Raw genomic sequence first — 20,579 nt, 5'->3', positions numbered from 1 at the left:
CGACGTGGTCATCGAGCATGCCAGCCCCACGCTGGACGACGTCGCCCGGGCCGCGGGAGTCTCGCGGTCCACGGCCTCGCGCGCCATCAACGGGGGTGACCGGGTGTCGCCCGAGGCGCAGACCGCCGTCGACGACGCCGTCGCCCGGCTCGGGTACGCCCCGAACCGGGCGGCCCGCTCGCTGGTCACCCGGCGTACCGACTCGATCGCCCTCGTGGTGCCCGAGCCCGACGCCCGCATCCTCACCGACCCCTTCCTCGCGGGCGTGCTGCGCGGCGTCAGCGAGGGGCTGACCGGCACCGAGCTGCAGCTCGTGCTGCTGCTCGCCCGGCCGGGCGAGCCGCCGGGCCACATCGCGCGGTACCTGCGGTCGGGGCACGTGGACGGCGTCATCGTGGCGTCGCACCACAAGGAGGACCGGCTCGAGTCCGAGCTGATGCGCTCGCACCTGCCGTCGGTGTTCGTGGGACGGCCGTTCGACACCGAGTCGCTGCACTTCGTCGACGTGGACAACGCCTCGGGCGGGCGCACCGCCACCCAGCGCCTCGTGGACCGCGGCTGCACCCGCATCGCCACCATCACCGGACCTCTCGACATGACCGCCGCCGTCGACCGGCACGACGCCTGGCGGCACACGCTCGAGGACGCCGGGCTGCCGGCCGTGGCGGTGGAGAACGGCGACTTCACGGTGGCGGGCGGCGCGTCCGCGATGGAGCGCATCCTGGCGGAGCACCCGGACGTCGACGGCGTCTTCGCGGCGTCCGACCTCATGGCGACGGGCGCGCTGCAGGTGCTGCGCGAGTCCGGCCGCCGGGTACCCGACGACGTCGCCCTCGTGGGCTTCGACGCCCTCGGCGCGGAGCGGACCACCCCCCGCCTGACGACCGTGCTGCAGCCCGTCGTCGAGATGGTCACGGCCGCGACAGCGACGCTGCTCGACGTCCTCGGCGGGGCCGACGTCCCCGCCGAGCCCCAGATCTTCGTGCCGCGCCTCGTCGAGGGCGAGTCGGCGTAACCGTCGCTACGGTCGACTCATGAGCGACACGCGCGACGCTCCCACCGCCCAGACGTTCACCACCACGCTGCTCGCCACCGGCGGCAACAACGTCGGGATCCCGGTCCCGGACGACGTCGTCGCGGCGTTCGACCGCGGTCGGCGCGTGCCCGTCGTCGTGACCGTCGACGGCGGCTATACGTACCGCACCACCGTGTCCTCGATGGGCGGCCGGTTCCTGGTCTCGTTCAACGCCGAGACGCGCGCCGCCACGGGCCGCGGCGCGGGCGACGAGGTCGAGGTGCGCCTCGAGGTCGACGACGCACCCCGCACGGTGGACGTGCCGCCCGCGCTGGCCACCGCGCTCGCCGCCGACCCGGCGGCCACCGCCGCCTGGGAGAAGCTGTCGCCGAGCAAGCAGAAGGCGCACGCCCTGAGCGTGGACGGCGCCAGGACGGACGAGACCCGCGACCGCCGCGTCGCGAAGGTGCTGGAGTCCCTCGTCGGCTGAGCCCGGCTCCGGCGCGGACCCCGGTGCCCGGACGCACGACGGCGGCCCGTCAGATCGCTCTGACGGGCCGCCGTGGCGTGGCCGGGCCGGCCGGGCGCGAGGCGGTCAGCCGCGCCGCGGGGTGTCGTCGTCCACCCCGATGGCCGTCTGCAGGGCCTCGCGGTAGTCGGCGGCGAGCTGCGACGGGTTCTTGCCCAGCTGCGAGTTGCGGTAGCTGTAGCCGAAGTAGATCGCGAACCCGAGCGCCAGCCACACGAGGAACCGCAGCCAGGTCTCGACGTCGAGCTGGAGCATCAGCCACAGGCACAGCACGCCGGACACGATCGGCAGCACCGGCGACCACGGCACCTTGAAGTGGTCGGCGCTGGCCTCGCCGCCGCCGGCCTTCTGCTGGCGCCGGCGCAGGATCGGGATGCCGAAGCTCACCAGCACGAACGCCGACAGGGTGCCGATGTTCACCATGTTGCCGAGCACGTCGACCGAGAAGAAGCAGGTGACGATCACCAGGAGCACGGCCGTGCCGACCTGGATCATGACCGGGGTGCCGCGCTTCTCCGACGTCTTCGACATGCCGCGGGGCAGCAGGCCGTCGCGGCTCATCGCGAAGACGATGCGGGTCAGGCCGAGCATGAGCACCATGACCACGGTCGTCAGGCCGACGAGGATGCCCACCGTGATGACCTGGGTGGCCCAGGCCGGGGCGTTCGGCTGCAGCTGGAACGCGGTGATGATCGTCGCGGACGCGCCGCCGTCGGGCGTGGCGTCGCGCAGCTGCTGCGGGGTGGCCATGCCGGACAGGGCGATGGAGACCGCGATGTAGAGGCCGGTGCAGATCGCGAGGCCGCCGAGGATGCCGCGCGGGACGTTCCGCCGCGGGTTCTTGGTCTCCTCCGCCGCGGTGGCGACGACGTCGAACCCGATGAAGGCGAAGAACACCGTGCCGGCGCCCGCGAGGATGCCCATGACGCCGCCCACGGAGAGCTCCGCGCCGGCCATCCAGGAGAAGAGGGTCTGCGTCATCGTCGTGCTGTGCGTCGTGGACTCGCCGAACGACTCCGGGCTGGGCACGAACGGGCTGAGGTTCGACGCGCTGAAGAACGCGAAGCCCACCACGATGATGAGCAGCACGATCGCGACCTTGATGGCCGTGAGGACGCCGGTGACCCGCGTCGAGAGCTTGGTGCCGACGGCGAGCAGGGTCGCGAGGACGACGATGAGGATCGCGGTGCCCCAGTCGAACGACACGCCTCCGAGGTGGATCGTGTTGTGGATCCCGGACGCGACGCCTTCGGAGTCGACGCCGCCGAGGCCGAAGACGTTGAGGAAGTTGTCGAAGTACAGCCCCCACGCCTTCGCGACGACCGACGCGGCGAAGAACATCTCCAGGATGAGGTCCCAGCCGATGATCCAGGCGAGCAGCTCACCCATCGACGCGTACGAGAACGTGTACGCGGATCCGGCCACCGGCATGTACGAGGCGAACTCCGCGTAGCACAGCGCGGCCAGGGCGCACACGATCCCGGCGATGACGAACGAGATGACGACCGACGGGCCGGTCTGCGTGGCCGACACCTGCGCGGCCTTGGAGAAGATGCCCGCGCCGATCACCACGGAGATGCCGAGGACGACCAGGTCCCAGGCTCCAAGGGTGCGCTTGAGCTGGCGCTGGGGCTCGTCGGACGCCGCGATCGTGGCTTCGATCGAGCGCCTCCGCATGAGCTGCATCGTTGAGGCTCCTTACTGGAGTGGTCTGTACCACCGGGTCTCGGCGGCTGGGAGACCCTACACGACGCTACGACATCGGTGAACGGGGCGTTCAGCGGGAGCGATCCCGGCGGGTCCGCACGACGGGACGGTCCACGTCGCGCTCCGAGATCCAGGCGTCGACCCGCTCCCACTGCTCGAACAACCACAGCTCACGGCCCTCGACGTCGGCCGGGAGGTCGGCGACCCGCGTGAGGGTGCCGCCGAGCACGATCTCCTTGTCCATGGGCAGCTCGCGCCAGATGTCCTTGACCGTGACGAGGCGGTCCAGGCCGGTGTGCGCGACGACGAGCACGACGGCGTCCGGCGAGACGGCGTCCAGCGCGGACAGGAACCCGCCGGCGTGCGGCACCATGACGTGCGGCATGCGCTCGGCCCGGTCGGCGAGGACGTCCTTGCCACGGGCGCGGAGCGCCGCGATCCGCTGCTCGCGGCGCCGGGGGGTCACGTTGCCGCCCTCGGGGAACAGCACGAGGGCGTCGTCCGGCCCCAGGTCGGCCGAGATCCGCGTGATGGTCTCCGCGGCACCCGGCTGCCCCGGCCGGCGCCGCGCCAGCGGCGTGACGAACGCCGCGGGGAGGCGGCCGAGGAGCACGTCGATCGCCGGGTCCCACTGCAGCGTGTCCTTGAGGACGATGGCGGGCGCCCTGCGGGCGCGGCCGAGGAGGACGTCGACCAGGATGAACGAGTCCCCCGGACCTGCGTGCCGGCTGAGCACGAGGACGGGCACGTCGGGCAGGCGCGCGCCGGCGTCGACCTCGATCTCGATCCGCAGCCGCAGCGTCCACCGCACCTGCCAGAACAGCACCGCCAGCGCCCACCGCGCGACGGTCACGTGCGCCCGCTGCACCCACGGCCGGTGCATCGCCAGCCCGAAGCCGGACGCCACCCACAGCGCGAACAGCACGACGAGGGCGGCGGCGTCCCACAGCACGTAGAACGAGAGCATCCACAGCAGGCGCAGCACCCGCAGCCGGCCCGGCAGCAGCCACGTCAGCGCGGCGCCCACCACCAGGGCGAGCATGATCGACGTCGGCACCAGCAGCACCGCCAGCAGCACCACGAGCGGCGCCAGCACGACCCGGCGGACCCACCGGGGCGGGGGCGCGATCACGACTCCCCCGGCACGTCCGGAGCGTCCGGCACAGCCGCGAGGTAGCCGCGGGCGGCGGTGTACGACTGCCCGATGCGCGCCGCGGTGGAGTCCATGCGCCGGAACGCGCCCAGCTTCTCGTCCCCCGGCAGCGCGCCGCCGGTGGGCAGCACGTGCACGGTCGCGACCCGGCGGGCCTCCTCCAGCTCCCGGAAGTACCGGTGCCGCCGGGCGATCTCGAAGCTCACGCGCGCGACGTCGGACGGCTTGGCGGGGACGGTGAGCGGCTCCTCGACGCGCCCCACCTGCAGCACGTAGACCGTGGTGGCCCCGCGGCGCACGGCCTCGCCCAGCGGGATGGAGTTCACCATGCCGCCGTCCACGTAGTGCTCGCCCCCGATCTCGGTGGGCGGCAGCGCGCCCGGCACCGACGCCGACGCGAGCACCGCCTCGACCAGCGGGCCGGCGTCGAACCAGTGCTCCGACGCCCGCTCGATGCTCGCGGCCGCGACGACGAGCGGCACGGCCAGGTCCTCGAACGTGCTGTGCTCCCCCAGCGTGCCCGCGATGAGCCGCCGCAGCGCGGCCGGGTCGTACAGGTGGGTGCGCGAGCGGGCGAGCCGGGTGAGCTGCCGGTACCAGGGCTCGCCGTAGACCTGCTCCGCCGTCGGGGACGCCCACGCGGCGCCGAGGCGGTCGACGACCGCGATGCTCGGGTCCGCGGCGACCGCGGCGCCGTTGATCGCGCCGATCGACGTGCCGACCACGAGGTCGGGGGCGACCCCCGCCTCGAACAGCGCCTGCAGCATTCCCACCTGGACGGCGCCGCGCACACCGCCGCCGCCGAGCACGAACGCCACCGTCATGGCGGCGATCGTGCCACGCCGTCATGCCCGCGGCATCACGTGCGTACCCGAGTTGTCAGGGCCACGCGCAGGAATACCTCCGCGTGGCCCTGACAGGTGCGGGATCAGGCGTGCACGTGCCCGTACCGGTGACGGGTGCGGCTGACGGCCTGCTCGCGCACGACGGCGAGCAGCTCGCGCCGGCCGCTGGCGACGACGGGCGCGTCGAGCACCGTCACGGTGCCGAGGCGCGTCGCGGCGGCCTCGCGCAGGCCCGGCGCGCGGCCGACCACGCGGACGCGGCCCGTGACGCGGCCCGCGGCGACGGCGGCGGCGAAGTCCGCGTGGGACATCGGGGCCTCGTGGGGCACGCCCCAGCCGGAGTCGGAGTCGGGGACGACGACGGCCGGCACGCCGGCGCGCTTCGCCGCGGCCAGCACGCGCCGCACCTCGACCGGCAGGGCGCCGTCGCCGACGCGCACGGTGAGACGGTCGATCGGCCGGTAGCGGAAGGTGTTCTCCTCCACCGTCAGGCCGGACTTGTCGTGACCGACGCCGATCTCCGTGGCCCAGGCGGCGTCGTCCGACGCCTGCGCCGCGGCGAGCCAGCCCTCGGGGTCGTCCGTGCGCGACGGCACGCCCTCGGCGTCCGCCCACGCGCCGAGCTCGGCGACGTAGTTGGGGCCGCCGGCCTTGGCGCCCGGGCCCACGGCCGAGGCCTTCCAGCCGCCGAACGACTGCCGCTGCACGATGGCGCCGGTGATGTGCCGGTTGACGTACACGTTGCCGGCCTCGACGCGGTCCAGCCAGGTGGCGATCTCGTCGTCGTCCAGGGAGTGGATGCCGGCGGTGAGGCCGAAGTCCACCTGGTTCTGCAGGCGGATCGCCTCGTCCAGGTCCTTCGCGGTCATGATGCCGAGCACCGGGCCGAACACCTCGGTGAGGTGGAAGAACGACCCCGGCGCGACGCCGTCGCGCAGGCCCGGCGACCAGAGCCGCTCGGGCTCGATGCCGGCGGCGGCCGCGGCGTCGTCCAGGCGGCGCGGGCGCACGAGCCAGGACTCCCCCGGCTCGAGGGTCGTGAGCGCGCGCAGCAGCTTGCCCTGCGCGGGCTCGGTCAGCGGGCCCATGACCGTGGACAGCTCGGTGGGCGAGCCCACGGCGAGCGACTGCACGGCGTCGACGAGCTGCCGGCGGAACCGCTTGCCGGTCTCGGTGGACGGGTCGCCCACGGATCCGACCAGGATGACCAGCGACGCGGCCGAGCACTTCTGCCCGGCGTGGCCGAAGGCGCTCTTGACCAGGTCGGCGACGGCGAGGTCGAGGTCCGCCGACGGCGTCACGACCAGCGCGTTCTTGCCCGACGTCTCCGCGAGCACGGGACGCTCCGGGTTCCACGAGGCGAACAGCTCGGCCGTCTCGATGGAGCCCGTGAGGATCACGCGGGCCACGTCCGGGTGCGTCACGAGGTGCTGGCCGAGGTCGCCGTCGGGCACGCGCAGGAACTGCACGACGTCCCGCGCGACCCGCGGGTCCAGCCCGATCTCCGGGGCCGCCGCGTCGAGGGCCGCGTGCACGGCCTCGATCGCCAGCTCGTAGCACCGGGGCGTGGTGGGGGCCGGCTTGGCGAGCACGGTCGACCCGGCCGCGAGCGCCGCGAGGGCGCCGCCCGTGGGGATGGCGACGGGGAAGTTCCACGGCGGGGTGACGAGCGTGACGCCGTCGGGCGTGAACGTGGCGCCGTCCACCTGCTCCAGGGCCTCGGCCATCGCGGCGTAGTAGTTGGCGAAGTCGATCGCCTCGCTGACCTCGGGGTCGGCCTCGGCCACGGTCTTGCCCGGCTCGTGCACCATGGCGGCGACGAGGTCGGTGCGGCGGGCCTCGAGCTCGCGGGCCGCTGCGCGCAGCACGCGCGCGCGGTCGGCGGGCGCGACGGCGGCCCAGGCGCGCTGGGCGGCGACGGCCCGGGAGACGGCGTCGTCGATCGCCTCGGTCGAGGTGACCTCGGGGGCCTGGACGGGGACGTACCCGGAGTCCGGCCCGACGACGCTGCGGGCCCACGCACGGTGCGCGGCCACGGCCGGGTCGGTGTCGACGGCGTTGCGGAACGGCTCCGCGCTCGGGCAGCCGGTGGCGGTGGGCGCGGCGGCCCCGCCGGCGAACCGGTCGCGGCGGCGGGGCGCGACGTCCACCGGCTGGTAGTGCAGGCCGTCCCGCACCGAGGCCCGGAAGGCCAGCTCCTGCCGCTCCATCGGGGTGGCCTGGACGCCGCCCGTCCCGGCGGCGGGCGCGAAGGCGGCGTGCAGGAAGTTCTGCTCGGCGGCGTTCTCCTCGAGGCGGCGCACCAGGTAGGAGATCGCGACGTCGAAGTCCTCGTCGCGCACCACCGGCGTGTACAGCACGACGTGGCCGCCGTCCTTGGCCACCTCGTCGCGCACGAGGCGCGCCTCGATGGGGGCCATGCCCTGGAGCATCTCGATGTCGAGGCCCTCGGTGACCCCGCGGCCGCGAGCGAGCAGCACGGCGAGCGCCACGTGGAAGAGGTTGTGCGACGCGACGCCGAGGCGCACGGCGGCGGTGCGGTCGGCACGCAGGTGGTGGTCGAGGATGCGCACGTAGTTGGCGTCCACGTCCGGCTTGGTGGGGTACGGCGCCTGCGCCCAGTCGTGCAGCTCGGCCTCGACGTGCTCCATGGCCAGGTTGGCGCCCTTGACGAGGCGCACCTTGATGCGGGCGCCGCCGCCGGCCACGCGCTGCTGCGCGAACTCGGTGAGCTCGTCGAGCGCGCCCATCGCGTCGGGCAGGTAGGCCTGGAGCACGATGCCGGCCTCGAGGTCGCGGAACTCGTCGCGGTCCAGCACCTGACGGAAGACCGCGGTGGTCAGCGCGAGGTCCTTGTACTCCTCCATGTCGAGGTTGAGGAACACGCCGTGGTCGCGCGCGGCCCGGTACAGGGGCAGCAGGTGCTCGACGACGCGCTCGCGGGAACCGTCGAGGTCCCAGGTGACGAGCTGCGCCGCGACGGAGGACACCTTGACGGAGACGTAGTCGACGTCGGGCCGGCGCACCAGGTCGATGGTCCGCTGGAGGCGGGCGGCGGCCTCGTCGTCGCCGAGCACCGCCTCGCCGAGCAGGTTGACGTTGAGGGTGTAGCCCTCGGCGCGGGTACGGGCGAGGTGCGCGGTGAGGCCCTTGCCGGCGTCGGCCACGAGGTGGCCGACGAGCTGGCGCAGGCGCACGCGCGCGGCGGGCACGACGACGGACGGCAGCACGGGCGCGACGGCGGCGCCGACCTTGAACAGGGTGCGGTCGACGGGGCCGAGGAAGGTGGCCGAGCCGGCGTCGCGGCCGAGGCGGGCGAGCGCGGTGGCGGCGACGCCCACGTCCTGCGGGCGCGCGACGTCGTCGACGAACCCGACGGCGAGCTCGAGCCCGGCCGGGTCGGAGACGAGCGAGCCGAGCCGCTCGGCGGTGGCGCGCGTCTTCCGGTCGGCACGGGTGGTCGACCCGGCAGCGCCGGAGGAGCCGGAGGCGACGGCGATCCAGTGGTGGGCGAGGGCGACGGCGTCCTCGACCAGGGCTTCGGCGCCGACGTCGGTGGGGGCGCTCTGCACGGCGGAAGGGGTGGCGCCGCCGCGCGCCGGAACGGAGGTACTCATGCCCCCAGGGTGCGCCCTGGGGCGGGGGCCCGTCTTGTACGATCGGGCGCGCGATGGGAGCAGATTCCGACAACACCTCCGCCACCTCGGGCGACAGCCCGGGAGACCCCGTCGGCGACCCCACCGGCCCGATCTCGGTCGTGGCCCGCGCCGGCGCCTCGGCGGACGTGCCCGGCACCGCCGCCCTCATGGCCGCCCTGTCCCCCGTGATGGTCGACCTCATGGACGAGCTGTCCGACGTGATGTTCTGCGCCAAGGACGCCGACGGCCGCTACCTCGCCGTCAACCAGGTGTTCGTGCGCCGCACCAACGAGCGCTCGCGCCGCCAGGTGCTCGGCCGCCGCGCCGTCGACCTCTTCGTGCCCGAGCTCGCCGAGCGCTACGAGGCGCAGGACGCCGAGGTGCTGCGCACGGGCCGTCCGCTGCGCAACGAGCTCGAGCTCATCCGCCGCGTGGGCGGCACGCCCGGCTGGTTCCTCACCGCGAAGCTTCCCGTGCGCGACGCCGCCGGCCGCGTCGTCGGGCTCGTGTCGGTGTCGCAGGACCTGCGCTCGGGCGACGCCGACGACGCCACCATGGACGCGATGGCCCGCCTCGTCGCCGCCGTCGAGCGGCACCTCGACGTCTCCCCCGGCGACCCGCTGTCCGTCGCCGACCTGGCGCGGCTGTCGGGCAGCACGCCCGCCGTCCTGGACCGCCGGGTGCGCAAGGTGTTCGGGCTCTCGCCCCGCCAGCTGGTGCTGCGCACCCGGGTGGACCGGGCGGCGCACCTGCTGACGTCCACGACCACGCCGCTCGCCGAGGTGGCCGCCGCGGCGGGGTTCTACGACCAGCCGTCGTTCACGCGCACGTTCGCCCGCCTCACGGGCGAGACGCCGTCGTCGTTCCGGCGCCGCGCCCGCGCCGCGGGCTGAGGCTCACCCCCCGAGCACCGGGGCGAGCGCCTCGACGAGCTGCTGCACGCCGAGCACCACGAACATCAGCGCCACGAGGCCGAGGACGACGTTGGTGAGCGGCTTGTTGCGCCACCGCTCCGGCACCCGCGAGGAGTTCATGAGGATGAGCAGCGTGATGGCGAGGAACGGCATGAACAACGAGCCGAGCGCGCCGTACGCCACGACGAGGGCGATCGGCTTGTCGAGCAGGAGCAGCAGCATCGGCGGGAACGTGAGCCACAGGATGTACGCCTTGTAGTAGCTGCCGCCGGCCTTGCGCCGCGGGTCGTCCTCCGCCAGCCCGCGGGCCGTGGCGACGAAGTCCGCGAACATCAGCGAGACGCCGTTCCACACGCCCAGCACGGACGAGAACGACGACGCCCAGAACCCGACGAGGAACAGCGGCGCCATGAACGACCCGTACCGCTCGGCGAGCACGTCGGCGAGGTCGACCAGGCCGCCCTCGCCGTCGGCGACGGTGATGCCCGAGGAGTACAGCAGCTCGGCGCCCACGATGAGCATCGAGATCACGAAGACGCCGGAGATCACGTACGCCATCGCGTTGTCGATGCGCATGACCTTCATCCAGCGCGGCGCGTACCAGCCCTTCTCCTTGAGCCAGTAGCCGTAGGCGGCCAGCGTGATGGTGCCGCCGACGCCGCCGGCGAGGCTGAGCGTGTAGAGGATCGAGCCCTCCGGGATGCGCGGCACCAGCCCGCCGAGGATCTGGCCGAGGTTCGGCACGGTGAGCACCGCGGAGCCGACGATCGTCACGAACATGACGCCCACCAGCACGGCGATGACGTACTCGAACATCTTGTACTTCCCGAGCCAGACGATGCCGGCGCCGATCAGCCCCATCGCGATCGCGAACCAGATGAGGTCGACCTGCGGGAACAGTGCGACGAGCGGCAGCGCCGAGCTCGACATCGCCGCGGCGCCGTAGCTGAAGCCCCACACCACGATGTAGACGCCGAAGTAGACGCTCGCCCAGGCGCCCAGCGACTTCCAGCCGTCGAAGATCGTGCGGTTCGTGGCGAGCGACCAGCGGCCCGCGCCCTCCACCAGCACGATCTTGATGATCACGCCGAGGACGGCCGCCCAGAGCAACGTGTAGCCGAACTTGCTGCCCGCGACGAGCGTGGCGACCAGGTCGCCGGCGCCGATGCCCGTCGCGGCGACGACGAGGCCCGGGCCGACCAGCCGCCAGCGGGGGCGTTCGACGTCGGAGCCGTGGTCGAGGTCGCGGTCGAGAGAGGGGGGTGTGACGTCCTTGTCAGCCATGTCGCCGGAGGCTACAGCACGCAGGTTTCGGTCCTGTGACCTGCCGGGCGCGTCGCCGACCGGCGGTGCACGATTCCCACAAAGGAGGGCGCGCCGCACGCTCCCCGCCGGGCCGTACCTGTACGACCTGCACAAACACTGCGCCCCGACTCGTGCGGCACCCACCCGTGACGCGCCCTCCCGCGCGCCCCTAGCGTCGTCGTCATGACCGCAGCCGCCCTGCCCCTGGCCCCCGCCCGCCCGCGCCGCGTCCTCGCCGACCTGCTCCCCGGCGCCCTGGCCCGCGACGCCGTGCTCGTCGTCGCCGTCGCGGCGCTCACCGCGCTGGCCGCCCAGGTGGTGATCCCGGTGCCCGGCCTGCCGGTGCCCCTCACCGGCCAGACGTTCGCCGTCCTGCTGGGCGCCGCCGCCCTCGGCCCGTGGCGCGGGGCCGCCGCCCAGGCCGTGTACCTCGCCGCGGGCGTCGCCGGCCTGCCCGTGTTCGCCGGCGCGACGGCGGGCTGGGAGTCCGTCGCCGGCGCGTCGGGCGGCTACCTCGTCGGCTTCCTCCTGGCGGGCGTCGTCGTCGGGGCGCTCGCGCGCCGCGGCGCCGACCGCCGCGTGCTGTCCACGGTCGGCACCTACGCGCTCGGGACCCTCGCCGTCTACGCCGTGGGCGTGCCGTGGCTCGCGGTGACCACCGGGATGCCCGTGGAGGCCGCGCTGCTCTCCGGTGCCGCCGTCTTCCTGCCCGGCGACGCGCTCAAGGCCGCGCTCGCCGCCGCCCTGCTGCCGACCGCCTGGCGGTTCGTGCGCTGAGGCACCACCCGGCGGCGCACCACCGGCCGCCGGTCGAGCTTGTCGAATCCCTGTCCCTCGGTCTCGACAAGCTCAACCGGCGGCATCGTCGGGTCAACGCCCGGACACGACTCCGTCAGGCGGAGGGTTTCGCCCGCTGACGGGCGCGCGGGAGCGGCTACGGTGGGCGCCGAGGCCCACCATCCCGGGCCGCGCCACCCCTGCCGGGGCCCCCACCCGGGGCCCCCGGCACCGTGTCCTGGAGGACCCGTGACGACGACGACGTCGATGACCTCGACACCCCTGCCCGACACCCCGGCCGACAGCCCCACCGTCCCGGCGCCACGGTCGAGCTCCCCGCTCGACACCGCGCACAGCCAGCTCGCCAGCGCCGTGTCCGTGCTCGGCTACGACGAGGGCCAGCACCGGATGCTCGCCACCCCCCGCCGCGAGATCCACGTGGCCGTGCCGCTGCGGCGCGACGACGGCGAGACCGTCCTGTTCCACGGCTTCCGCGTGCAGCACAACATCTCCCGCGGCCCCGGCAAGGGCGGCCTGCGGTACGCGCCCGGCGTCGACATCGACGAGGTGCGGGCGCTGGCCATGTGGATGACCTGGAAGTGCGGCATCGTCGACCTGCCGTACGGCGGCGCCAAGGGCGGCATCGCCATCGACCCGCGCGACTACTCGACGGCCGAGCTGGAGCGCGTCACCCGGCGCTACACCTCCGAGATCATGCCGATGATCGGCCCCGACACCGACGTCATGGCGCCCGACATGGGCACCGACGAGCAGACCATGGCCTGGGTCATGGACACGTACTCGGTGAACCGCGGGTACACGATCCCCGCCGTCGTCACCGGCAAGCCGCTCGCCGTGGGCGGCTCCCGCGGTCGCGGCACCGCCACGAGCGCCGGCATCGTGCACGTCACCGCCGCCGCCCTCGGCGAGGCCGGCGTGCCGCTGACCGACGTCACCGTCGCCGTGCAGGGCTTCGGCAAGGTGGGCTCGCACGCCGCGGCGATCTTCGCCGCCCGCGGCGCCACGGTCGTCGCCGTGAGCGACCAGTACGGCGGCCTGCGCAACGACGCCGGCCTCGACGTCCCGCGCCTCCTCGCGCACGTCGCCGCCACCGGCACCGTCGTCGGCTTCGACGGCGCCGACCCGCTGTCCAACGCCGAGCTGCTCGGCCTCGACGTCGACGTCCTCGTGCCCGCCGCGGTCGAGGGCGTGCTCGACGGCGAGACCGCCGCCGGCGTCCGCGCACGCTGGGTGGTCGAGGGCGCCAACGGTCCGACCACCACCGAGGGCGACCGGGTCCTGGCCAGGAACGGCGTCACCGTCGTGCCCGACGTGCTCGCCAACGCCGGCGGCGTCGTCGTCTCCTACTTCGAGTGGGTGCAGGCCAACCAGACGTACTGGTGGTCCGAGCAGGAGATCGCGGACCGGCTCGAGCACCGCATGACGTCCGCGTACGGCGACGTGTCCGCGCTCGCCAGGCGCGAGGGCCTGTCGCTGCGCGACGCCGCGCTCGTCATCGGCGTGCAGCGCACCGCCGAGGCCCACCGCATCCGGGGGCTGTACCCCTGAGCGTCGACCGCACCACCCCCGAGCCGCCCGCGGCCCGCGACCCGGAGACCCTGGTCGCGCGGCTGCGGGCGGCCGGCTGCGTGTTCGCGGAGGACGAGGCGGCGCTGCTGCTCGAGGCGGCCGTCATGGACGTCGAGCTCCTGGAGACGCTGGTCGCCCGGCGGGTCGCGGGCGAGCCGCTGGAGCACGTGCTCGGGTGGGCGGAGTTCGCGGGGCGCCGCTGGTCGGTGGGCGCAGGGGTGTTCGTCCCCCGCCGCCGCACCGAGCTGATGGTCGCCGCGGCGCTCGCGCTCCCGGCGCCGGCCACGATGCTCGACCTGTGCTGCGGCTGCGGCGCGGTGGGCGGCGCGGTCCTGCTCGGGCTGCGGGCGGCCGGAGCCGACGCCGTGCTGCACGCGAGCGACGTCGAGCACGCCGCCGTGGCGCACGCGCGCCGCAACCTCGGGCCGCTCGGCGCCGCGGTGCACCAGGGCGACCTGCTGGCCGTCGTCCCGACCATGCTGCGGGGCCGCGTCGACCTGCTGCTGTGCAACGCGCCCTACGTGCCGACCGGAGCCATCACGGCCATGCCGCCCGAGGCGCGCGACCACGAGCCCGCCGTGGCGCTCGACGGCGGCGCCGACGGCCTCGACGTCCTGCGCCGCGTGGTGGCCTCCGCCCCCGACTGGCTCGCCCCCGGCGGGTCGCTGCTCTTCGAGGTCGGCACCGACCAGGTCGACGGCGCGACCGCGCTGGTCGAGGCGCACGGCCTGCGCGCCGCCGTCGTCACCGACGAGGACCCCGACGCCGACGACGCCACCGGCGGCACCGTCGTCGTCGCCACCCTGGGCGCGAGGTAGCTCAGGCGCGGGGCTGCTTGTCCGCCCAGTCGGCGAGCGTGACGCGCGGGCCGGTGAAGAACGGCACCTCCTCGCGCACGTGGCGGCGGGCCTCGGTGGCGCGCAGGTCGCGCATGAGGTCGACGATGCGGTGCAGCTCGTCGGCCTCGAAGGCGAGCAGCCACTCGTAGTCGCTCAGCGCGAACGTGCTCATCGTGTTGGCCCGCACGTCCTTGTAGCCCGCCGCAGCCATGCCGTGGTCGCGCAGCATCGTGCGGCGCTCGGCGTCGGGCAGCAGGTACCAGTCGTAGGAGCGCACGAACGGGTAGACGGTGAGGTAGTCGCGCGGGCGCTCGCCGGCGAGGAACGCGGGCACGTGGCCCTTGTTGAACTCGGCGGCGCGGTGCAGGGCGACGACCGACCACTCCGGCGCGAGGGCGGCGCCGAGCCGCGACGCGCGCAGCCGCTGGTAGGCGCCCTGCACCGACTCGACCGTCGGGCCGTGCACCCAGATCATGAGGTCGGCGTCGGCGCGCAGGCCGGCGACGTCGTACGCCCCGCGCACGACGACGTCGCCCTCGGCGCGGGCGGGGTCGCGGGCGTCGTCGGGCTGGCCGTCCCACAGGGCGGCCTCGGCCTCGGCGGCGAGCTCGGCGCGCTCGGCGTCGCCCGCGGGCAGCGGCTCGGCCGTGGAGAAGACCGCGATCATCGCGTACCGGAGGGACTCGTTGATCGCGGCGGCGTCGACGGTCTCGCCCGTGTCGCCGTGGATGTGGCTGTCGGTCATGACGTCCTCTCGGTCCGGGTCAGGAGTGCAGGTCGACGCTGCACAGGGCGGGGATCCCGCTGGGCTCGCCGTCCCGCCGCAGGCAGCAGCCGGGTGCGCACACCGAGCGGAAGGCGGGGAGGTTGCCCACCGTCTCCTCCTCGACCTCCTCGCCGCGGGCGATCGCCGCGCGCTCGAGGAGCAGGTCCACCAGGCCCGACACGAACGCCGGCCGGGTGCCGACCGTGCCCGCCCGGACGGCCGTCATGCCCAGCTCGGTGGCGGTGGCCATGGCCTCGGTGTCGAGGTCGTAGGCCACCTCCATGTGGTCGGAGACGAAGCCGATCGGCGACAGCACGACGTCCTTGAGGCCCTCGCCGGCGCGCTCGGTGAGCAGGTCGTTGACGTCCGGCTCGAGCCACGGCTGCGACGGCGGGCCGGAGCGCGAGCAGTACGCCAGCTCCCACTCGACGGGGTGCCCGCGCTCCTCGGCGACGACCGCCGCGATGACGGCGGCGACGTCGAGGTGCTGCGCGGAGTAGGTGGCGTGCGAGACGCGGGACGCCGCCTCCATCGTGTCGGGGATGGAGTGGGTGACGAACACGAGCTTCGCCGCGGCGGGGTCGCCGCCCTTGGCCTCGAGCGCCTCGTAGCCCTCGAGCACGGCCTCGGCGTTGGCGGCCACAAAGCCCGGGTGGTTGAAGTACGAGCGGATCTTGTCGAACTGGACGCCGGTGGAGCCGTCGGGGCCGAGCTGCCCGCGCTTCTCCAGGGTCACGGCGAGGTCCTCGCGGTACTGGCGGCAGCCGGAGTAGGAGGAGTACGCGGAGGTCACGAGCGCGACGGCGCGCTCGGCGCCCAGGCGCTCGAGCTCGTCGATCGCGTCGGTGGTGTACGGCTCCCAGTTGCGGTTGCCCCACACGACGGGCAGGTCGATCCCGCGCTCGGCGAGCTCGGCCTCGAGCGCCGCCTTCAGCGCGAGGTTCTGCTCGTTGATGGGGCTCTTGCCGCCGAAGCCGTAGTAGTGCTCGCCGACCTCCTCGAGCCGCTCGTCGGGGATCCCCTTCCCGGCGGTCACGTTGCGGAGGAACGGGACGACGTCATCCGGCTTGTTCGGGCCACCGAAGGAGTACAGGAGCAGGGCGTCGTACGGGCCGGCATCGGCCGACTGGGGGGTCAGCGACATGACTGCCATCATGGCACCGGCTGGAGGCCCGGCCCGCCGAGAAGGCCCCCGGGGCGACGTGACGTTGAAGGCACGCCTTGTCATCTTCCGCCCCGGGGACCTCGCGCGGGCTCAGGTCACGGCGTGACGATCGGGAACACCGGGTCCGGCGCGTCGGTGAGGCCGAGGATCGTGGCCCAGGCGCCGGCGTCGCCCTCGGTGGCGAGGCCGTCGAGCGAACCGGTGCCGACGACCTTCAGCAGGGCCGGGCGGGTGAGCGTCACCGCGAGATCGGCCGGGTCGTGCCGCGAGGTCGGGAAGTGCACCAGGGCACCGTTCGACAGCTCCATCCGGTACGTCTCGCCCAGGTCCGTGAAGACCCACCGCACGCTCGCCCGCGCCGCCCCCGCCTTCGCGGCGTCGAGCCGGATCGCCACGGTGTCGAAGAGCTGCGTGACCGTGAGCGCGCCCGCCATGCCCGCCGAGGAGATGTCCATCCCCTCGATGCCCTGCCTCAGCTCCTGCGCGCCCACCAGGTAGGCGTTGCGCCACGTGGCGTTCTCCGCGCCGAACCCGAGGCGCTCGAGCACGCCCGCCAGCGTCTCCTTGGCGTCCGCGTCGTCGGGCGCCGCGAAGACGGCGTGCGAGGCGAGCTCCGCCGCGAACCGCAGGTCGCCCTGCTCGGCGTAGCGGCGGGCCGCGTCGACCACCGCGCCGACGCCACCCAGCAGCTCGACGTAGCGCTCGCCCTGCGCCTGCGGCGGGTGCTGCCACAGGTGGGCCGGGTTGCCGTCGTACCAGCCGAGGTAGCGCTGGTAGGTCGCCTTCGCGTTGTGGCTCAGCGACCCGTAGTAGCCGCGGGCGTGGAACGCGTCGCTCAGCGCGGCGGGCAGCTCCAGCACCTCGGCGATCTCGGTGCCGGTGAGGCCCTGGTTCATGAGCCGCAGCGTCTGGTCGTTGAGGAACGCGTACAGGTCGCGCTGCTGCTCGAGGAAGGTGACGAGCCGTTCGGTGCCCCACGTGGGCCAGTGGTGGGAGGCGAGGACGACGTCGGCGTCGTGCGCGAACAGCTCCACCGCCTCCGCGAGGTACCGCGACCAGATCCGCGCGTCGCGCACCTGCGCGCCGCGCAGCGTGAGGATGTTGTGCATCGTGTGGGTGGCGTTCTCCGCCATGCACAGCACCCGGTGGTCCGGGAAGAAGAAGTTCATCTCCGCGGGCGACTCGGTGTTCGGCGTGAGCTGGAAGACGATGCGGACGCCGTCGAGCACCTCCTCCTGCCCCGTGCGCGTGATGTCGAGCGTCGGGGCGAGCAGGCCGACGGTCGCGGAGGCGGCGCCCGGCCCGAGCCCGATGCCGAGGGAGCCGCGCGCGCCCTTGGGCAGCACGTGGCCGTCGTAGTAGACGCTGCGGCGCAGCATCGCCGTGCCGGCGTAGACGTTCTCGGACACGGCGTGCTCGAGGAAGTGCTCCGGCGCGACGATCGGGACGTCGGTGTCCGCGTCGACGACGCCGAGCACCCCGCCGAAGTGGTCGATGTGGGCGTGCGTGTAGATCACGGCGGTCACCGGACGGTCGCCCCGCTCGCGCCGGTACAGCGCCAGGCCCGCGGCGGCGGTCTCGGCGCCGAGGAGCGGGTCGATGACGATGACACCCGTCTCGCCCTCGACGATCGTCATGTTGGAGATGTCGAAGCCGCGGACCTGGTAGAAGCCCGGCGCCACCTCGTAGAGACCGTTGCGGGCGGTGAGTCCGGCCTGGCGCCACAGGCTCGCGTGCGCGGTCTCGGGGGCGTCGCCCTCGACGGCGCGCCCCCACGACGCGTCGAAGACGACGGTCCCGTCGGCCTTGCGGATCAGCGGGTCGTCCAGGGTGGCCACGAAGCCACGGTCGGCGTCGGCGACATCGGTCTGGGGATCGGTCATGCTGGTCACGCCTCCTCCTCGGGAAGGGCGGACGACGAGGGCCCGCCAGGGCACATCGTCGCCCGGCTCCCCGCGACCGGCGACCCGAGCGGGAGGTGGAGGCCCAGGTGGCCTCAGGATGCGCGCGGCGGGATTCCCGGCTGCGCGAGGCGGAGGCGATCGGCCAGGTCGCGCAGGCTCTCCAGCTCGGCGGGCTCGAGCGCCTGGCCCACGTACTCCGCGATGGTGCGCACGTGGGCGAGCCCGGTCTCGCGCTGGCGCCGCGCCCCCTCCTCGGTGAGCCGCACCAGGGTGCCGCGGGCGTCGTCGGCGGGCACCGACCGTGCCACGAGGCCGCGCGCCTCCAGCCGCTCCACCATCCGCGACAGCGACGACTGCGCGATGAGCATCCCCTCGTTGAGGTCGCGCAGCCGCAGCTCCCCCCGGGGCGCCCGCGACAGGGTGAACAGCACGTCGTACTCCCGCATCGACAGGTCGCGCCAGATGTCGTCGGCCTGAAAGCGGCGCATGAGCGTGACCTGCGCCCGGAACAGCGACTCCCAGGCCTCGGCGGCGAGGCGGACGTCGGGCGCGGGGTGGCTCTCGGGCGGGGTCACCGTGGCAGTGTGCCGCAGGGCTCCGACGAACGCCCGGCGACGTCCCCGTCCGGTCGGCTCAGCGGCCGAGGCGCCGCTCCCGGCGGGAGAAGTCCCGCAGGGCGCGCAGGAAGTCCACGCGACGGAAGTCGGGCCAGTACGCCTCGCAGAAGTAGAGCTCGGAGTGCGCGCTCTGCCACATGAGGAACCCGCCCACGCGCAGCTCGCCCGACGTGCGGATGACGAGCTCCGGGTCGGGCTGTCCCTTGGTGTACAGGTGGGCGGCGATGTCGTCGACGTCGATCCGCTCGGCCAGCTCCTCGAGCGACGCCCCGGACGCGGACTCCTGCTTGAGGTAGGAGCGGACGGCGTCGGCGATCTCGTGCCGGCCGCCGTAGCCGACGGCGACGTTCACCTGCAGGCCCTGGACGTTCTTCGTCGCCTCGGCGGCGGAGCGCACGGCGCCCGCGAGCTCGGCGGGCAGCAGGTCGAGCCGGCCCACGACCCGCAGCCGCCAGCGCCCCGACTCCGCGAGGTCCTGGACGGCGTCGCGGATGATGTCGAGCAGGTCGGCCAGCTCGGACGCAGGGCGGGCGAGGTTGTCCGTGGACAGCATCCAGAGGGTGACGACCTCGACGCCGAGCTCCTCCGCCCAGCCGAGGAACTCCGCGATCTTGTCCGCACCGCGCCGGTGGCCCGTGGCCGCCGTCTCGCCGAACGACCGGGCCCACCGCCGGTTGCCGTCGAGGATGACGCCCACGTGCCGGGGCGTCTGCGCCGTCGGCAGCGAGGCGGCCAGGCGCCGCTCGTACAGGCCGTAGAGCAGGTGGGGCATGCGCACGCGGGACCTCGGGGGTTCGGGCCGGGCCGCGGGCGCGCGACGGCGCGGGCACCCGGCGGGGCGGGACGGACGGAGAGCGGGACAACGGTACCGCTCCCGCGACCCCGCAGGTCCCGGGCGTGGGCGGCCCCCACGGGACGCCCCGCAACCCCTGCGCACGATCTTCACGGCGCGGGGTCGCTGCGCCCGCGCCGCGTCCCCTACGCTGGCGTAACCTACGGATGCGTAGGTTAGTCGTCCGAACGAGAAGGAGCACCCGTGGCAGCAGCCGCCCAGCCGAACGGCCACCGGGCCGACCGGCTCGACGTCGACGACGTCAAGGAGGTCGCCCGCGAGGCGAAGGGCGTCGTGGGCGACGCCGTGCAGACCGTGACGGCGGCGGCCGCCGGGAAGGCAGCCCTCCTCAAGCCGCACCTGCGCGGCTGGATCCACGCCGTGACCGCGCCGCTGTCGCTGGCCGCCGCGATCGTGCTCGTCGTCCTCGCGGACACCACCGCCGACAAGGTCGCGTGCGCGATCTTCGGCGTCACCGCCGTCATGCTGTTCGGCACCAGCGCGGTCTACCACCTCGGCACCGGCACCTGGTCGCCCCGCACGGCCGCCGTCCTGCGGCGCCTGGACCACGCCAACATCTTCCTCATCATCGCCGGCACCTACACACCGTTGGCGGTGATGCTGCTGCCGCGCAGCACCGCGACGGTGCTCCTCGCCGTCGTCTGGGGCGGCGCGATCCTCGGCCTCGTCGGCCGGGTGCTGTGGATGAGCGCGCCGCGCTGGCTCTACGTGCCGGTCTACGTGGCGCTGGGCTGCGTCGCCGTCGGCTACATCCCGCAGTTCTCCGCCTCGGGCGGCGCCGCCGTCGCCTGGCTCGTCGCCTCGGGCGGCATCGCGTACATCCTCGGCGCCGTCGTCTACGGCACCAAGTTCCCGAACCCGTCGCCCCGCTGGTTCGGCTTCCACGAGATCTTCCACGCGCTCACCGTGGTGGGCTTCACGTGCCACACCGTGGCGATCTACCTGGCGGCCCTGTAGCGGCG

The 20,579-nt window shown here is 74.1% G+C and carries 17 protein-coding genes; 7 read left to right on the top strand and 10 right to left on the bottom strand.

The window, feature by feature from the left end; all coding sequences use genetic code 11:
- Window positions 1–10: 10 nt before the first annotated feature.
- Together ACQP60_RS13475 and ACQP60_RS13470 are read left to right on the top strand one after the other, a co-directional pair.
- Entirely contained in the window at window positions 11–1,015 is a 1,005-nt protein-coding gene (locus ACQP60_RS13475) for a LacI family DNA-binding transcriptional regulator (protein ID WP_429733633.1), read from the top strand.
- A 19-nt stretch (window positions 1,016–1,034) separates the two neighbouring features.
- Window positions 1,035–1,505, top strand: a complete 471-nt coding sequence (locus tag ACQP60_RS13470) for a YdeI/OmpD-associated family protein (protein WP_429733418.1) — start codon at window positions 1,035–1,037, stop codon at window positions 1,503–1,505.
- Window positions 1,506–1,610: 105 nt separating this feature from the next.
- Here ACQP60_RS13470 and ACQP60_RS13465 read toward each other — a convergent pair whose 3' ends face one another.
- The 4 genes from ACQP60_RS13465 to ACQP60_RS13450 all read right to left on the bottom strand — a co-directional run bounded on the left by ACQP60_RS13465 (window position 1,611) and on the right by ACQP60_RS13450 (window position 8,866).
- Window positions 1,611–3,230: an APC family permease gene (locus ACQP60_RS13465; RefSeq protein ID WP_429733415.1), complete on the bottom strand. Its 1,620-nt coding sequence runs from the start codon at window positions 3,228–3,230 to the stop codon at window positions 1,611–1,613.
- A gap of 91 nt (window positions 3,231–3,321) precedes the next feature.
- A complete protein-coding gene (locus ACQP60_RS13460) occupies window positions 3,322–4,383 on the bottom strand; it encodes a 1-acyl-sn-glycerol-3-phosphate acyltransferase (RefSeq protein WP_429733412.1) in 1,062 nt (353 codons plus the stop codon).
- Window positions 4,380–5,228: a patatin-like phospholipase family protein gene (locus tag ACQP60_RS13455; RefSeq protein ID WP_429733409.1), complete on the bottom strand. Its 849-nt coding sequence runs from the start codon at window positions 5,226–5,228 to the stop codon at window positions 4,380–4,382. The genes ACQP60_RS13460 and ACQP60_RS13455 overlap by 4 nt, the downstream gene beginning before the upstream one ends.
- 104 nt (window positions 5,229–5,332) lie before the next feature.
- Window positions 5,333–8,866 carry a proline dehydrogenase family protein gene (locus ACQP60_RS13450; protein ID WP_429733406.1) on the bottom strand — a complete coding sequence of 1,178 codons (3,534 nt, stop codon included), beginning with the start codon at window positions 8,864–8,866 and terminating at the stop codon, window positions 5,333–5,335.
- Window positions 8,867–8,919: 53 nt separating this feature from the next.
- On the opposite strand from ACQP60_RS13450, the gene ACQP60_RS13445 reads away from it, so the two are divergent.
- The gene (locus tag ACQP60_RS13445) at window positions 8,920–9,780 is read left to right on the top strand and encodes a helix-turn-helix domain-containing protein (protein WP_429733403.1); all 861 of its coding nucleotides are present in this window, start codon (window positions 8,920–8,922) and stop codon (window positions 9,778–9,780) included.
- A gap of 3 nt (window positions 9,781–9,783) precedes the next feature.
- Here the strand turns inward: ACQP60_RS13445 and ACQP60_RS13440 are convergent, their stop codons facing one another.
- Window positions 9,784–11,085, bottom strand: a complete 1,302-nt coding sequence (locus ACQP60_RS13440) for an Nramp family divalent metal transporter (protein ID WP_429733401.1) — start codon at window positions 11,083–11,085, stop codon at window positions 9,784–9,786.
- Between the two features lie 204 nt (window positions 11,086–11,289).
- On the opposite strand from ACQP60_RS13440, the gene ACQP60_RS13435 reads away from it, so the two are divergent.
- The 3 genes from ACQP60_RS13435 to ACQP60_RS13425 all read left to right on the top strand — a co-directional run bounded on the left by ACQP60_RS13435 (window position 11,290) and on the right by ACQP60_RS13425 (window position 14,291).
- Window positions 11,290–11,883: a biotin transporter BioY gene (locus ACQP60_RS13435; protein ID WP_429733398.1), complete on the top strand. Its 594-nt coding sequence runs from the start codon at window positions 11,290–11,292 to the stop codon at window positions 11,881–11,883.
- Between the two features lie 267 nt (window positions 11,884–12,150).
- Window positions 12,151–13,452 (top strand): Glu/Leu/Phe/Val family dehydrogenase, encoded by a 1,302-nt coding sequence (locus ACQP60_RS13430; RefSeq protein ID WP_429733395.1) that lies wholly within the window; start codon window positions 12,151–12,153, stop codon window positions 13,450–13,452.
- Window positions 13,449–14,291 carry a putative protein N(5)-glutamine methyltransferase gene (locus ACQP60_RS13425; protein WP_429733631.1) on the top strand — a complete coding sequence of 281 codons (843 nt, stop codon included), beginning with the start codon at window positions 13,449–13,451 and terminating at the stop codon, window positions 14,289–14,291. Before ACQP60_RS13430 ends, ACQP60_RS13425 begins: the two co-directional genes overlap by 4 nt.
- A gap of 1 nt (window position 14,292) precedes the next feature.
- Here ACQP60_RS13425 and hemQ read toward each other — a convergent pair whose 3' ends face one another.
- The 5 genes from hemQ to ACQP60_RS13400 form a co-directional block, all read right to left on the bottom strand.
- A complete protein-coding gene (gene hemQ / locus ACQP60_RS13420) occupies window positions 14,293–15,057 on the bottom strand; it encodes a hydrogen peroxide-dependent heme synthase (RefSeq protein WP_429733392.1) in 765 nt (254 codons plus the stop codon).
- Between the two features lie 19 nt (window positions 15,058–15,076).
- Window positions 15,077–16,222, bottom strand: coding sequence for a ferrochelatase (locus tag ACQP60_RS13415; protein ID WP_429733389.1), 1,146 nt, complete (start codon window positions 16,220–16,222; stop codon window positions 15,077–15,079).
- 116 nt (window positions 16,223–16,338) lie between these two features.
- The gene (locus ACQP60_RS13410; RefSeq protein ID WP_429733386.1) at window positions 16,339–18,126 is read right to left on the bottom strand and encodes an alkyl/aryl-sulfatase; all 1,788 of its coding nucleotides are present in this window, start codon (window positions 18,124–18,126) and stop codon (window positions 16,339–16,341) included.
- Between the two features lie 113 nt (window positions 18,127–18,239).
- Complete coding sequence (locus tag ACQP60_RS13405) at window positions 18,240–18,722, bottom strand: MarR family winged helix-turn-helix transcriptional regulator (RefSeq protein WP_429733384.1); 483 nt, start codon at window positions 18,720–18,722, stop codon at window positions 18,240–18,242.
- Between the two features lie 58 nt (window positions 18,723–18,780).
- Complete coding sequence (locus ACQP60_RS13400; RefSeq protein WP_429733381.1) at window positions 18,781–19,542, bottom strand: isoprenyl transferase; 762 nt, start codon at window positions 19,540–19,542, stop codon at window positions 18,781–18,783.
- Between the two features lie 258 nt (window positions 19,543–19,800).
- On the opposite strand from ACQP60_RS13400, the gene trhA reads away from it, so the two are divergent.
- On the top strand, window positions 19,801–20,574 hold the full coding sequence (gene trhA / locus ACQP60_RS13395; RefSeq protein WP_429733378.1) for a PAQR family membrane homeostasis protein TrhA: 774 nt from the start codon (window positions 19,801–19,803) through the stop codon (window positions 20,572–20,574).
- Window positions 20,575–20,579: the final 5 nt, after the last annotated feature.

Source organism: Isoptericola variabilis, from assembly GCF_050311655.1.
In the GTDB taxonomy this organism is placed as follows: Bacteria; Actinomycetota; Actinomycetes; order Actinomycetales; family Cellulomonadaceae; genus Isoptericola; species Isoptericola variabilis.
This window is presented reverse-complemented; position numbering and strand designations above follow the sequence as displayed.

Bases quoted from the DNA above. Each gene is read 5' to 3' on its own strand.
- ACQP60_RS13470 (WP_429733418.1), top strand. From the start codon at position 1,035: ATGAGCGACACGCGCGACGCTCCCACCGCCCAGACGTTCACCACCACG.
- ACQP60_RS13465 (WP_429733415.1), bottom strand. From the start codon at position 3,230: ATGCAGCTCATGCGGAGGCGCTCGATCGAAGCCACGATCGCGGCGTCC.
- ACQP60_RS13455 (WP_429733409.1), bottom strand. From the start codon at position 5,228: ATGACGGTGGCGTTCGTGCTCGGCGGCGGCGGTGTGCGCGGCGCCGTC.
- ACQP60_RS13450 (WP_429733406.1), bottom strand. From the start codon at position 8,866: ATGAGTACCTCCGTTCCGGCGCGCGGCGGCGCCACCCCTTCCGCCGTG.
- ACQP60_RS13445 (WP_429733403.1), top strand. From the start codon at position 8,920: ATGGGAGCAGATTCCGACAACACCTCCGCCACCTCGGGCGACAGCCCG.
- ACQP60_RS13440 (WP_429733401.1), bottom strand. From the start codon at position 11,085: ATGGCTGACAAGGACGTCACACCCCCCTCTCTCGACCGCGACCTCGAC.
- ACQP60_RS13435 (WP_429733398.1), top strand. From the start codon at position 11,290: ATGACCGCAGCCGCCCTGCCCCTGGCCCCCGCCCGCCCGCGCCGCGTC.
- ACQP60_RS13430 (WP_429733395.1), top strand. From the start codon at position 12,151: ATGACCTCGACACCCCTGCCCGACACCCCGGCCGACAGCCCCACCGTC.
- hemQ (WP_429733392.1), bottom strand. From the start codon at position 15,057: ATGACCGACAGCCACATCCACGGCGACACGGGCGAGACCGTCGACGCC.
- ACQP60_RS13415 (WP_429733389.1), bottom strand. From the start codon at position 16,222: ATGTCGCTGACCCCCCAGTCGGCCGATGCCGGCCCGTACGACGCCCTG.
- ACQP60_RS13410 (WP_429733386.1), bottom strand. From the start codon at position 18,126: ATGACCGATCCCCAGACCGATGTCGCCGACGCCGACCGTGGCTTCGTG.